Below are 13,738 nucleotides of genomic sequence, written 5' to 3' on the forward strand. Positions count from 1 at the left end.
GATTGGGCGATTGCTTCCGCGGATATCATCGTGGCCAGCGGCCAGGTGCCGCGTTCACAGGCCGAACATATGACCGCTCCGTCATCCCTTGTTCAACCAGAGAAAGATCTTGCAGCCCGGGCCGTTCCACATATGCGTCAGAGCCAATTTTGGACCGATCCCCCGGCTTAGGGGGTCAATATTGTTGCAGGCCGAATGACACCCAGCAGCCGATCTCGCCGCACTCGACCGAGAAACGTACTCGCCTCGGTGATGCAAAACCATCCGGACCGCCCGCTCGCCAGCCTTCAGTGACGAAGGCTTGATCTCGGCAAGCGGCGAACTCTGATCTGAGGCCGGCAAACTGGACCATTTTTGGCTAGAGTTTGCGCTGCGTAAATCCACCCGGCTGGGAGGAGCGACGACGATGAAGGCCTCAAAGTTTTCGGGCGCCCAGAAGGCGTTCATTTTGAAGCTCCACTGAAAGTCCTTGAAGCGGCGTGCGGGTTGATCAGTCTTCTCGGCCGTAGCCCGGGCCGCCGTCAGTTCGTCCGCGATCATGGCGAGCAGCCGCGTGTTGCGGGCGACCCCGAACAGATAATCCACGTGGTTGTCCTCGCACCAAGACATCAGCGGCTCGCGCGCAAAGGTATATCCTGTCCGCTGCGATAGGTACTGTCGATCGCGAGGGCCGAGAGGGTGAAAAAACTGGATTCGTCCCGCACCCTTGCACTGACCAATCCCGAAGATTGGAAGCTCGTCCTTGTAGGAGGTGTCCTTGGTCAGAAATGCCTTGAGGTCCCCATCAGAGTGAGAGGGCGGACGGGCTTCGCCATGACGGGTCGAAAAACGGAGGAGAGGCCTCCGGCGCCTGTCGTGGAGATGACCCATGACCCAAGTCGAAGTTTTGAGCGACGGCCGCGACCATGGCGGAGGCTACAAGGTGGACGTGACACGCGGGACGCGCGTCGGCCGAGTATCGTCGGAATGGTTCTCGCGGCCAGCGGACGAGCGCTATCTATCCCTGTCGGACCTCTATGCCGCAGTGCTGGACGGACCGAGCGAAGTCGGCCCCGAACCGTCGAGAGCGCTGCAATCCGGGTTGAGGCCAGCCGCGACGATGCCGAGCGCCTGGCTCTGGTGCTGCCTGGCTCTGACACGCCGATTGCACCGACCCACTGGAGTTTCGGCCAACTCGCCAGCCTGGTCGGAGCGCCAGCGGCCTACCTCCGGCAGCTTCCGGCACCGCTGGCCGGCATCAATCTGCAGTACGGCCTGACCTCCCATTCCGCCGAGCAGGTGAAGAGGCTCGAGATCGAAGACGGTCGCGTCGAGCTTCGCGCCGTTACGGGCCCCGAATATGGCCGTATATTTGACCACGAAGTCGTGGCGGCCGTTCGGCGCATCGCCGGCAACGGCACGGGCGACACACGCTGGAAGATCCCTGGCGTGCTCGACTGCCCTTCGTCAACGGCATTAAAGCCGCACGGCAAAAGATCGTCGCCCGCACCGACGACGACCGCAACGAATTCCTGCGCAAGCGCGGGTTCTCGAAGACCGAGACAGCGAAGATCATCGAAAAGGTGCTATCCGAGGAAGGGCGCAAGCCTGAGAGCGTATTTGATTTCGTGCAGGGCATCACAGCGGTTGCGCGCGGCAAGACCCATCAGGACGCACGACTCGATCTTGAGACGCGCGCGAAGAAGCTGCTCGATCGCGCAGCCTGATACCCGGAAAGCCGGAGAACACGGAACCGGTCGAAGCTCGTCCGCCCTCTGCAAAGGCTTCGTCCAGAGCGCCGGTGGACGCCGAACCAGCCGGCGTAATATCTCTCGTCGTGGCGTTGCTCTCCACCGCGAGCCTAGTGGTTCAGGACAACGCTGGCCTCTTCAGAATTTCAACAGAACCAGGGACATTCCTAGGGTTATCTCTATTGGGCTGTCAGCCCATGCTGGTTTCCAACAGTTGCTGCGAAGGTGATGAATTGCAGCTGCAGCGCGCCTCGTGCCTGCCACGTGCCTAATCCTGCCGACAGAACGTCTTCAACGAACGGCCCGTTCGGCGCGCCGGCATCCGCGCCGAGTGGACGGCCTCTTCACAGCTCAAGCGCATGATCCGCGAGCACCTGCCGCATCAGTGCGCCCTTGATCTCGCGGGCGATCTCGTCGCGAATCTGCGCTCCGAACTGCAACTCGGCATCGCTGTTTCCGGTCAGGTCATGGTCGGCGAGTCGCTGCTCGAGCCGGCTCGGAAACTCCCCCTCCATCGCCTCGGCGAGCCGGTTCTGCGTCTCTGCGTGGGCTTCGGGGGCAATCCGGCTCACCACCGTTTCCCAGGGCTGCCAGCGAGTTGCCAGAAAGTCGGCGAACCCCGCCGCTTCCTCATTCCGCACCTGCGTCTCGGCTGTGGTGAGGTCGAGCTCAGTGACGTACGAGATGTCATAGAACCGCATGTCCGGAGCGATGAGCTGCAGGTCCAGCCGGTCACGTAGCTTGACCTGATAGGCGAGATAGACCTCGATCTCATCGACGAACTGGAGTGAGTTGACCTTCTGACGGGCAATCGGCTCGAGTGCGCCCAGGCGGAACAAGACCCGGGCCTTCTGGATGAGTTCGCCGAGCCGATCGTCATAGGCCCCGTCCTCGACATCAGCGTTCAGGCGTGCGGTCTGCATGCCGTTCCAGGTCAGAGTGATGCGATCCTGGCAGCTCTCGCTCGCCCCGAAAGCCAACTGAAAATACTGCTCGCGCAATTGCGGTCTGATCGCAGCCTGCTGCAGATCCTCGGCGACGGCCTCCTGGAAATGAGGATTATCATAATTTACGGTGTTCCGGAGCCTATCGAGGAAGAGCGCGTATTCCGGCGCCCCCGCCTCGCCGGCGAAGTTTTGCCACGCGGCGATCACCTCCGGCTCCTCGTCCATCCAGTCCGCTACCACCTCGGCCAGCGACCGTTCCTGATCCACCGTCGTTCCCTCGCCCATCGAGAAGAAGACCCGCGGGCCGTCATAGCCCCGGGAATTCAGGGCTTCCGCCAAATTCGTACGCACCTGCTCGGGCAGCGGATTATTCTCCACATAAACCATGCACCCAAAACCTAGCCGGGTTAGCAGCGCCTGCGGCAGGCTGCTCAGCTGATTATTGCGTGCCTCTAGCACCTGGAGCTCGGTCGGGAGGGCCTCGGGTAAGCTGGTCAGCCTATTGCCGCCGACGTGAAGTCTCTGGAGCTCGGGGGGGAGGGTCTCGGGCAAACTGTTCAGCTGGTTGTCGCGCGCAAAGAGCACCTGGAGTTCGACGGGGAGAGTGTCGGGAAGGCTGGTCAGCCGGTTGCCATCGGCTTCGAGCTCTTGGATTTCAGGCGGGAGAGTGTTGGGAAGGCTGATCAACCGATTGCCGCCGACGGCAAGTGACTGAAGTCCGGTGGGGAGGGCGTCGGGCAGTCTGGTCAACCGGTTGCCGCGGACGTCGAGGTCCTGCAGCCCATCCGGCAGGGTATCTGGCAGGCTCGTCAAGCGGCTACTGCCAACCGCGAGTGTCAAAAGGCCCTCTGGAAGGTTTTCAGGCAGACTGGTCAGCCTGTTGCCCCCGATGGCAAGTGACTGAAGCCCGTTAGGGAGTGTGTCGGGCAGGCTGGTCAACCGGTTGCCGCTGGCGCCGAGCGTCCGCAGTCCAGACGGGAGGGTGTCAGGCAGGTGCACCAGCTCGTTGTCGCTCACGTCGAGCGACCGAAGCCCAGGCGGAAGGGCGGCCGGCAGTGTCGTCAGGGATAGATTTAACAGCTCAAGCCCTGCATGGACGTCGCCTGCCTCACTCCAGGCTTTTATTCGTCTTACAGCCTCTTCCCGGTCCTCGTCTTGCGACCGCCCTTCCTCCTCGGCCCACCTGTCCAGGATCAGGTCAAGCCGCGATTCCCTGAAGACGAGGTCTTCATGGTCCGTCGGACCGCTTGCGCGGCCCGGAGCCCCCGTTTGCAAGGCTATGGTCCACTGCGCTGCGGGCGGGGTGAGTCGGCGGCCTCCTCTAGAGGTATTGCCATCGTCCGGCCGGGGCTGTCGGCCCAGAATCGTTGCCCCCAAATTTTGCTCGGAATGATTTGCGGGGGACGTTGACGACTCCGGCGCTACATCACCGGCCTCCGCCCACGAATGCTCCTCCTGATCGACACTATGCGTCGGCCAATCGGCAGCTGAATCCATGGCGTGCCAATCATCTGTCAGACTGAAACTGCCATCCGGCAACTGGCCACCGCGATCCGCGGCCGCAAAAGGCGCATGCTGATCGTCTCGTTGAGAGCAGGCGAACGAATCCGACGGCGACCGCGAGGTGCCTTGTCGGACTACATCCTCGTGCGGCATTCCCAAACGATCCGCACCTCTGTTCGAAGCAACACAGAGCTCGCCGAGGCTAATTGAACTGGGGGGCAGGCGACCGTGAAGATGCAACTCATTCAGGTGCTGCTGAAACCCGGCTTGGTCTGCTGCCTGCTGCTGTTGCCGCCCATCGCAGTACGTCTGATCGACACGGGTCTCGAATGGGTTGAGGTTATTGAACGGATCCATCCCATTCTCCTTGTCAGATCTGAGCAGCTAACGCCGGTCTGGATAAGCACGTTCTCGCTAAGAGGCTTAGCTTTCTAGAAGCTGACAAGGAATCAGAATGATCGTAACTGTCCTGTAAGGCCTTCGTGGAGCGCTTATTGCTGGATGGATCATTGCAGTGACAGCTTGCGTATGTCTGCTACGCGGACTTGAGCCTTGCCAGCGTCGATCTCGAGGAAGACGTGCTCATACTCCGCGAGAGCAAGTTCAGCAGATTGCACCTCCCCCCTGCATCCGGCAATCCGATCACTGCCCAGCTAGGCCGGACAGCAAAGATCACCTTGGCTTGACGGTGCGCAGCGTGGCGTCAAGTCCATCGTCTCACCTCGAAATCACCAGGCTTCAACCGCTGCCGGCGGTCCTTCCAAATCCCGTCCACCAGCATCCAGCGCCGCACCGTCTCAACGCTGAGATGCAAACCATGCCGCTCCGCCAGCTTCTCTGAAGCGTCGGACCAAACTCCACGTAATGAGTCTTGATCAGCGCCAGTGCCTCGCTCCGTACGATCGCCGGATCGGCGCGGTTGGCCGCGCTTCTTCAACAGCAGTGCCGCAGGCCTCCGAACATGCACCCGGTCGATCTCAGCCCGGCTCATCGACAGCACCAAAAAGCATGATCCGGAAAAGTGCGCAGCGGTGATCGGTCGCGATTCCGGCCCCGTCCGCCCGCCGCAGCGCCCGCGTGGTCTTCGTATTGAAGACGTTGAGCTGGTCTTCCAGGTTCTGCGTCGCAGGTCGCGAGCGAACCCGACGCCTTGGTTGAATTTTTCGAGACGCTTGGCTTTGCAGTGAAGCGGATCGGGCTGGAGGCTGGGCCGCTGTCGCAATGGCTGCATGCGGGCCTGAAAGGTGCAGGATTCGAAACGGTTCTGCTGGAAACGCGGCATGTAAAGGCCGCATTGTCTGCGATGACGGTGGAGACTGATCGCAAAGATGCGCGCGGGATCGCTCAGTTGATCCGGATGGGATGGTTCCGGCCGGTGCACGCAAAGTCGGTCGATGCGCAGGAGATCCGGGCCCTCCTGATCGCACGCAAACAGCTTCTCGGGCTGATCGACGTGGAGTTGAGTATCCGCGGGATCTTGCGTGGCTTTGGGCTGAAGGTTGGCCCGGTGACGCGGAGGAATTTTGAAGTGCGGATCCGAGAGTTAGTTGCGGAACAAGCGACATTGGAGTGCATCGCGTCAGCGATGCTTCGGCACGATCGGCCTTGAAGGCGGAGTACGGAAGGCCACACAAGGTTGTGCTGGCAATTGTGCGTGACGATGCGGTTTGTCGCCGGCTCATGACAGTGCCGGGCGTTGGTCCCCTGGTGCGGTTACCTACAAAACGGCGATTGATGATCCTCGTCGCATCGTAAAATCGAAGGCGGCGGGCGCGCTGTTCGGGCTCACGCCGAAGAATACCAATCAGGAGAAAAAGTTGTCACGGGCGGAATCACGCTGGCCGGAGACGAGATAGTGCGCACGGTGTTGTATGAGGCTGCCAACGTTCTGCTATCGCGCATAACGCGGTTCTCAAAACTCAAGCGTTGGGGGATGGACGTCGCCAAGCGGCGAGGTTCGAAGCGCGCAAGGTCGCCCTCGCACGTAAGCTCGCAGTGATCCTGCATCGGATCTCACAACTTACCGATGGGCTGAAGCTGAGCCGATCGCAGCGTAGAAAACGTGGAGGACATCAAGAACGCAACCGGGATGAACTGAAGCCCGGTGCCCGAAGTCCCGTTGCCGGGACGGTGGATCCGGTGAAGCCGTTACCCGCCCAGTGGGCGCCATCTGACGAACGACGCGTATCTAGATAGGCTCACCGCTCCCTCCGGGGCGACAATTCCGACCTCGGCCAGACGGATTGAATTGATCACGGCAGTCTGCTGGCGGATGAAGAGATGGCGCGCCCGGTGAAGCATCAGACAGCTCTGTTGCTCGACCGTCTTGGTCGGCACGAACCGCATGTCGGCATCTCGCCCGAAAAGAGATTGCTGCGGACGAAGGATGGCGATGGGGTTACACCCATCGGCACGCTCTTCACACGCATTGGCCGAGCGGTTCGATACAAGAAGTCCGATCTCGACGCATACATGAATCGAAACACCTGCTCCTCGACCACTAAGGAGCAGGCAAATGGCTAGCAAATCCAAGGCCACCGTTGCCGATCTCGGGCTCGTCGATTTCGAAACAAGCGAGTATTGCGAGCGCCAGAACGCAGTCATCGTGCGCAGACTCTTCCAACAGGATGGAGATATACGCGCGGTATACGCGCGGTCTCCATCGCGGAATGTAATCTCGCTAGCAGGTCTGGAAATCCCATTTTCATTTTCAGCCCAGATTAAGTCCGTGTGAAGCGCCGGGCGGCGGCAACGCGGGCTCCGGCGGTGCAGATCGAACAATGCGACCTTTCTCGTCGTGATCTACGATCGTTCTCTGATAGCGCGGAGATGGAAGTGAGAGCTAAAAGTCGAAAGGAATTTTCGCACTTTTGGCGCGTTCTGTGTCCGCGCCGAAAGCGTGCAAAACTAAATTGGCTGAGGCGGAAAAACGGTCTCATGCGGAAAAAGGCTCCTTTGACGCAGCCCAGTTAGACAATGTTGTTTCCTCATTGCTCTCCCCCAGGTAGCGTTCTGGGAATTGTATTGCAGATGAAGCGAAATGCCGCGTTGGAAGCGGGACTGAACGAAAGAGGAAGTTGGCAGACTGAACGCCGTTGCGGGTACCTTGCCGCTCAAGCTGATTGCCAAGGAACTCGACCGCACCACAAGTGCCGTGCTCGCAAAGACCGCGGAAGAGAAGCTGTTCTTGACCACCCGCAGCGGGTCGGGCCGATGATCGTGAGCGCGAATTCCAAGCTTTTGGCGTCTCAGCGGCACGCGTTGGAGGCTGCAGCACTTGGCAGGGTCGTCCATGACAAGTTCCTAAAATTGAACTCTGGTCGCCGCCGGAGAGACCCGCGTGGCCTCAATGCTCAGAGAGCCTTTGTCGTTGAGCTCTGCGCGCCATCTCCATCCATTCCTGCCCAAGCTTCAGCCACGCCTTCCTGTCGACCTCGAGGGTCGCCTTTTCAGCCTCATCCAGGCAATTCCGCGCTTGATGCAAGTATCTGACAAAATCATCGTCGCCCATCGCGTCCAACGCGGCGGCGAAAAGAAGGTGCTAAATGAGGCCGCAGGACGCGCCTGAAGACCTCATTGAGGATAACCTCTAGTCCCCGGCTCATCCCCCTTCGAGCTGGCGCCCTTTCTTGCGCGACAAGCCAGGGGGACGGAGCGGCTCCGGCCTATCCCCCTTGCCCCCTGCAGCCGGGGCCGTTTCTCCGCCCTTGTCGTATCGGAGTATCCCATGGTCCTTCTGGGTGATCGCGTCAGCCGCGCGGTTCTTGAAGTAGCCGAGGACGTAGACGCGTATGGCAGACGACAGATTACCATGCTGCAGGTTGCGCTCGATCTCACTGGCTAGATCCGATAGCGACATATCGCGCTGGCGGGAAATCTCTTTCACAGCCGTCCAGAATGCCTCTTCCAGGCTGACGCTGGTCTTATGGCCGCCGACGAGGATGGATCGTTTCGCGACGGGCGATTTCATCGCTGTTCCTGGCGCTCGATGGCTTTGCGCTCGCTGCCGTTATTGCAATCATCATTTACGTGAAGCCTGCGCGCTAGCAGGCGGCGAGCCAACGTCCTTTCCGCCGCAGGCTGGGAGCCTTATGTCAGGCACGCGACCACCGCCAGAACGACATCTGCGCCGAAGCCTCCCGAAAAGATCGAAAACAGAATTCCGACACCAAGCGCAGATGCAACCACTTTGAGTGTAATCATTTGGGACTCCCCTCTTAATTCCAAAGTTCAGAGTGAGCGCGGTCTGTTTCCGGAGCGTTTCGAGACCTCGTCAAAACGGCTTCGTTAACCAAGGCGTTACATATCGGGAAAATCTGGCAATCTGGATGTCCTAATTTCAGGCGACCATGTCACATCGTCTGGCGAAAGGAACGCGGTCTAGGCATTGCCTTCGACTGACGCGGCAAAGAGACTTCAACCAACATTTGTTAGTGCCCCGACCACTTTAAGTTGGGAAAAACTGGCAGTGCGCGCGTTTTGATTCGCTGGCGCCGAACGGCCTCAGCATTCGGTGCCAGCCCGGGGATGCGCGAGGCCGTTTTCGCTTACATCTGATCAACTGTCTTTTAGCCGCACGTAAGTCCCGCTCTCGTGCAGCTCGAGCCAGCCGGCGCCGAATTCGGGCCCGGTGGCCTTGCAGCCATTCTTCGACAGAAACGGGTAATTGATCTTCTCGATGTGAATGCGGCCGTAGCTGCGTGATCCAGTCAACCTCACTCGACGTGACGTTATCAGCCCATCGCCGAGCCTTGCCCCCGGGGGTCCGGGCGCGGTCAGTCGCATGGCTTTGTATCGACAAATCCAAGCAGAGCGTGGCCGCTCAAACAATGGCAGCGGCCGGGCGAGCGATCACCTTGCCGAAAACAGACCCTTCCCTGTGGCCTGTGCCACGTGCGCATTCTGTCAGAATACAAGCGTGCTCATGTCTGAAACCCGCCTCCGACTGTCTTCGAAAGCCACATTGCGCAAAAAAGAAGCGAGAGTGCCCCTTCTACAGTGCTGGCCCAAATCCTGCACCGGCTCTCGGCGCCAGGAAGTTTGGCGACGGCAACAAGATGGGAGTCGAGTTTGGGCCTCGATCCGTCAATCGACAATGCGGTTGCCGCACCGGAGGTCGTTTGTCTGTACCACGCTGGGAGAACGGAAGAGTTCCTGCTTGCCACGGCCTCGCGCGCCATCGGTCATGCCACCGGAAAACTGCTTTCAGAAGAGGGCCGGCGTATCTTCACTTGCACGCGGCACCCCTTCGGTGGCGGGCGATGTCGGTGGGATTCGGAGACAAACAACCATGTCCACGTAAATCTAGGCATTCGTCGAACGGAGCCGCGCGCCACCGCCAAGGTCGCGGAACGGCTTGCTGGCGCACCGCTACACCTATTGAGCCACAATGCCGGCATTTTGCCATAGACACCGGACCATACGTTGATGGCGTCATTCGAAAGCTGGATGAGGCGGCTCCATCTCAATCTGCCTGGCCTGACCTTCCTCCCGCAAGACCTCTTTCCCGAGTTCAAGGCGGCCTCGGCAGTGATCGTCGACATGACTCGACCAGCAACCTAGCCGCGCGCAACCGTTTCCCAGCACCGCCATTGCCTCCCGCGTCAAGGCTGACGGTTGCCTGCTCACCCTGAAGCGAGGCGTCATTACGTGATCGATGAACTAGATCTGCGAACCTTCACGCCACATCCGCAACGCGACGCTGTGCTTGGCGAAGTGCACGCGCGCCCATTCACGCGCCTTGTTTCGCCCTTCAGCGTGATCCACTTGGCTTTTCTTGCACAGGGCGAGGCGGCCACAAGCGATCGCTGCCGTTTTATCGATTTTTGCCTCGAGCGCAATCTTAAGCCGCCTGAGCAATCGGCGAAACTTCATCAGATTGTCATCGGACCCGCTACGCTACGCTGGGAGCAGCATTCGGAATTTACAACATTCACCTGGATCTGGACTAACGCAAATTGTTCTGCCGCAGACCAATTTGACAAAGTTGATGGTACCGTCCGATCGCTGATTCGCGCGTTGCGTCAGACCGGACAGTTGCTGGTCGCGATCAGGCTAGAAGTGGAGCAGGACGCCTCGCCGACCAGGCGGGCCGAACAGATTTTTGATAAGAACAGCCTGGCCATGGTTGCCACAAAGAGCGGCGCGGGCGTTGCGGCCTCCGACTTCCGCGTAGACAAAAGAGGCTTTACGAAAATCCTCGTCTGCGACCTCGGGTTGACGTCGCACGATCTCGGAGCGCTGGTGCAACGGCTCCTAGAAATCGAGACCTACCGTCCATTGGCGCTGCTTGGCCTGTCGGCGGCCCTCGAGCTTGCACCATCTGTTGATCGCATCGACCGCCGTCTTGTCGAGGCGCTCGAGAAAATGCAAAGCGGTAAGGGGCTGCAGTTCAACAACCATCTGCTTGCCGAGCTGACGGCGCTGGCCGCATCCTTCGAAAGAGGCGCGACCGGCAGCCTGTTTCGATTCGGCGCCAGCAGGGCCTATAACGAGCTGGTCCAATCGCGACTATCCATCATTGAAGGCAACGATGTCTCGGGCTATCCAACCTGGTCGTCGTTTCTGGCACGCCGCATGGCGCCGGCGATGCGAACCTGCGCAACTGTGGAGGATCGTCAGGCGACTCTGTCGGTCAAGCTCGCGCGTGCCGCCGATCTGTTGCGAACCCGGGTCGACGTCGAAATCGAACGACAGAATCGTGACCTGTTGCAGGCTATCAACGAGCGCGCGAGACAGCAACTTCGGCTGCAGTGCACGGTCGAAGGATTGTCGGTCGGGGCGATAGGATATTATGTTGTCAGCCTGTTTAGCTATCTTGCCAAGGGCGCGCATGATGTCGGACTGCGCGTAGAGCCCTCGTTCCTGACCGCAGCCTTCGTGCCGATCGCGGTCGGCGTGATCTGGCTGGTGAGTTACAATGTCCGAAAGCGACACCTCAAGCACGACGACGCGCCCTCGGTTACTTGCGACTAATGCTCCTTGAGAGAATCGGTTCATCCGTCCTGCGAAGCTCGCATGGTCGGGGTGCGACGTTGCAGCAAGATCGCGGCCGGCTTCTGCGCAAGGTAATGCCCCGCCCGGACCAGCCGGGCGAGGCATTGTGGATCGGGTCAGTCGCCGTTGCGACGGCTGGGACGGGACCAGATCGGGCTGAAGCCCTCACCTTCCTCGTCGGCGAAGAGGTTGACGAAGATCGGAGCTTCAACGGCCAGCCCGCTCTCGTTCGAATTTCGACGATGAGGACCGCGAGAATTGCGGATATCTGGTCCAGTCCCGCCCGTCGAGGCGATGCCCAGGCCCGGGTGAGGCCATTCCCGTGAAGCGGATGAACGCTGTAATGCTGATGGCAATGGCGCCCACGACAGCAAATATCGTCTGCCAGATTGGTGAAGGCACCGCCATCAGGGCGATTCCATATGTGGCGCTATAGCCCGCGACCGGGCGCGGCGGAAAAAAGGGCGCAAAGTTTGCGGCTGTTTCGCCGGATACCGCGAAGCGGACTGGCAAGTCCCAGCGGTCCTATCGAACTGGACGCTACCCGGGCAAGACGACTTGGCCCCGACCTGGACCGGATCACCGGGACGTCGCTGGACAAGGGCGCCGAACTGGACGCGCTGGCGGCGATGGCCTCATCGACGCGAGCCGAAACTCTCGACCCCCGCCGCCGGCGGTGCGACGGATGACCTTCGGAAGCTGATGGCACGCCGAAGGATCAAAGGTTACGGAGAAGGTTTACGGTCTAGCTAACCTTGAAGCCCATCGTCGGGTCTCACAGACGCGTAGGGCGCATCGGGAGAAGAACTGACGGATGGCAAACTGACATCGGAACAACGAGCTCGCCTCATGGAGACGGCCGCGGTCATCAAGGCCGACGTGATCGTTAGCCTTGAAGGCAAGCCAATCACCGGATCCACTCTGAAACAAGCCGCGCTTGATGCGGCCTTGACGATCACGCCGCCGGCACTGCCGCCGATCCTTGTCGAGCACGATCCGGTCGATCCGGAAGTGATCAAACTTCTGGTGCCCCTCGAATGGCTGAGGGAGAAGAAGGAACGACGATCGAACTGAACCGACACCTTGATCCAGTGACGATCGGCGCGGTATGGCCGATCGCCATGTCCGGGTGCACGAAAAAGCCCCAGCCGGGGCTGGCGCGGCTGGGGCTTCTGATGCGTGCCCGCGCTGAGGCGGACACAGTCCGAGCCTAGCGACCTCAAACGGTGATTTTCGGCGAAATGATCCATCCTCAGGACGAAAACGCGCGCGCGGCGTAGCTCTCGGGGTACCTGCAGAAAGATAGCACAGGACGCCCCATCGACGCCGCTGATCGTCATGGCTGCATGCTAGGAAGTTCGCGTCGCGATCGTCGGCGTCAGAAGGCCCGGCGGTAAGATCCAGCACCGTCACGGCCGAACTGTTCAGCGTGTCGAAGACGCGCATCTTGCGATCCAGCGTTGTTATGTCGACCAGTTCAGCACGCCGTTCGACGTTTGCGTGTCGAGCGCGCGGGCGTTCATGCCCTGCGCCTGGAAGTAATCCATCAGCACGCGCGAGATGGTGGTCCTATTCAGCGATCTTGCATGCGTCCTGCCAAAGCTCAACAGCACAATCCTCCGCGAGTTGCTGGGCTCGTTTTTTCGCCGTGTCCTCGTCTGCGCGGATGATATTTACGCGCTGCACAATATGCCCATCAGGCTCGAGCATGTAGGCTGCGTACTCTTCCATCGAAGTGTGTCCCCACGGCTTGGATTTCCGGGTATCAGGCTGCCCGGTCGAGCAGCTTCTTCGCGCGCGCCTCGAGATCAAGCCGCGCGTCCTGATGGGTCTTGCACCGCGCAACCGCCCGTGATGCCTTGAACGAAATCGAACACGCTCTCGGGCTTGCGCTCTTCTTCGGACAGCACCCTTTTGATGATCTTCGTTGTCTCACTCTTCGAGAAGCCGCGCTTGCGCAGAAACTCGCTGCGGCCGTCGTCCGTGCGGGCAACGATCGTTTCTCGCGCCGCCCTGATGCCGTTGGCGAAGGGCATCGGTGAGGAATTGGCAAAGCTGGCCGGCGCCGGCGCCGCCTCGTGGGCAAAGCGTGAGGCGGCGTGTTTGGAGTGACGAATGGTGATCTCCTCGAAATCCTCGACGCCTCAGAGATTGCGGTGGCGCGGAGATAGAAGCTCGCCATCCCGAGCGTCTTCTCGCCCACCTCGGAATTCCAGCAGTAGAAGCCGCGGAAGTAGAGGTCCGGCGAGCCGTCACGTAGTCGGCCGGCCTCGATCGGGTTGAGGTCGTCGACCAGGAACAGGAAGACGTCGCGGTCGGAGGCGTAGAGCGTCGTCGTGTCTTGGGTGATCCCACCCGAACCGGTTGGCACTCACGCGGCGCCCCTAGAAGAGCGCGTATGCGTGCAGCGATCTTCCGTGCCTCCTTCGGCCCGAGATTGGGTTTCACGCAATCGAGTATGTCCACCATTGCCTGAGCCTCAGCGGTAAGCGCGATTTTCCGCGCACGTTGTCGCCCGCGATTTGACGGATGGCCTTCGTATTGGGACGATGCTGAGCCGTT

Annotated in this window: 7 protein-coding genes and 5 pseudogenes; 4 read left to right on the forward strand and 8 right to left on the reverse strand. The window is 60.3% G+C overall.

Annotation, left to right across the window (positions count from 1 at the left end):
- Positions 1-81 precede the first annotated feature (81 nt).
- The gene (locus AC5ZFO_RS45600) at positions 82-870 is read right to left on the reverse strand and encodes a transposase (protein WP_496123961.1); all 789 of its coding nucleotides are present in this window, start codon (positions 868-870) and stop codon (positions 82-84) included.
- Between AC5ZFO_RS45600 and AC5ZFO_RS45605 the strand changes: the two are divergent.
- Positions 869-1,706 (forward strand): annotated as a pseudogene (locus AC5ZFO_RS45605) (hypothetical protein). The gene AC5ZFO_RS45600 and the pseudogene AC5ZFO_RS45605 overlap by 2 nt on opposite strands.
- A 368-nt stretch (positions 1,707-2,074) precedes the next feature.
- Here AC5ZFO_RS45605 and AC5ZFO_RS45610 read toward each other — a convergent pair.
- Positions 2,075-4,537: an NEL-type E3 ubiquitin ligase domain-containing protein gene (locus AC5ZFO_RS45610; protein WP_496123962.1), complete on the reverse strand. Its 2,463-nt coding sequence runs from the start codon at positions 4,535-4,537 to the stop codon at positions 2,075-2,077.
- Positions 4,538-5,306: 769 nt separating this feature from the next.
- Between AC5ZFO_RS45610 and AC5ZFO_RS45615 the strand changes: the two are divergent.
- Positions 5,307-6,193 (forward strand): annotated as a pseudogene (locus tag AC5ZFO_RS45615) (IS110 family RNA-guided transposase); the annotation flags it as partial.
- 135 nt (positions 6,194-6,328) lie between these two features.
- Here AC5ZFO_RS45615 and AC5ZFO_RS45620 read toward each other — a convergent pair.
- From AC5ZFO_RS45620 to AC5ZFO_RS45630, 3 genes and pseudogenes are all read right to left on the reverse strand, one after another.
- The gene (locus AC5ZFO_RS45620) at positions 6,329-6,784 is read right to left on the reverse strand and encodes a hypothetical protein (RefSeq protein ID WP_496123964.1); all 456 of its coding nucleotides are present in this window, start codon (positions 6,782-6,784) and stop codon (positions 6,329-6,331) included.
- Positions 6,785-7,922: 1,138 nt separating this feature from the next.
- Positions 7,923-8,150 (reverse strand): annotated as a pseudogene (locus AC5ZFO_RS45625) (ribbon-helix-helix domain-containing protein); the annotation flags it as partial.
- 587 nt (positions 8,151-8,737) lie between these two features.
- On the reverse strand, positions 8,738-8,893 hold the full coding sequence (locus tag AC5ZFO_RS45630) for a hypothetical protein (RefSeq protein ID WP_282525776.1): 156 nt from the start codon (positions 8,891-8,893) through the stop codon (positions 8,738-8,740).
- 939 nt (positions 8,894-9,832) lie between these two features.
- Between AC5ZFO_RS45630 and AC5ZFO_RS45635 the strand changes: the two genes are divergently transcribed.
- Complete coding sequence (locus AC5ZFO_RS45635) at positions 9,833-11,155, forward strand: DUF3422 family protein (RefSeq protein WP_496123963.1); 1,323 nt, start codon at positions 9,833-9,835, stop codon at positions 11,153-11,155.
- Positions 11,156-11,292: 137 nt separating this feature from the next.
- On the opposite strand, the pseudogene AC5ZFO_RS45640 reads toward AC5ZFO_RS45635, so the two are convergent.
- Positions 11,293-11,382 (reverse strand): annotated as a pseudogene (locus AC5ZFO_RS45640) (DUF736 domain-containing protein); the annotation flags it as partial.
- Between the two features lie 643 nt (positions 11,383-12,025).
- Between AC5ZFO_RS45640 and AC5ZFO_RS45645 the strand changes: the two are divergent.
- Positions 12,026-12,250 (forward strand): hypothetical protein, encoded by a 225-nt coding sequence (locus AC5ZFO_RS45645; RefSeq protein WP_282525817.1) that lies wholly within the window; start codon positions 12,026-12,028, stop codon positions 12,248-12,250.
- A 389-nt stretch (positions 12,251-12,639) separates the two neighbouring features.
- On the opposite strand, the gene AC5ZFO_RS45650 is transcribed toward AC5ZFO_RS45645, so the two are convergent.
- Together AC5ZFO_RS45650 and AC5ZFO_RS45655 are read right to left on the reverse strand one after the other, a co-directional pair.
- Entirely contained in the window at positions 12,640-12,783 is a 144-nt protein-coding gene (locus AC5ZFO_RS45650; RefSeq protein WP_282525818.1) for a hypothetical protein, read from the reverse strand.
- A 158-nt stretch (positions 12,784-12,941) separates the two neighbouring features.
- A pseudogene (locus AC5ZFO_RS45655) lies at positions 12,942-13,526 on the reverse strand (DUF932 domain-containing protein); the annotation flags it as partial.
- Positions 13,527-13,738 lie beyond the last annotated feature (212 nt).

Source organism: Bradyrhizobium sp. Unk1 (genome assembly GCF_059512345.1).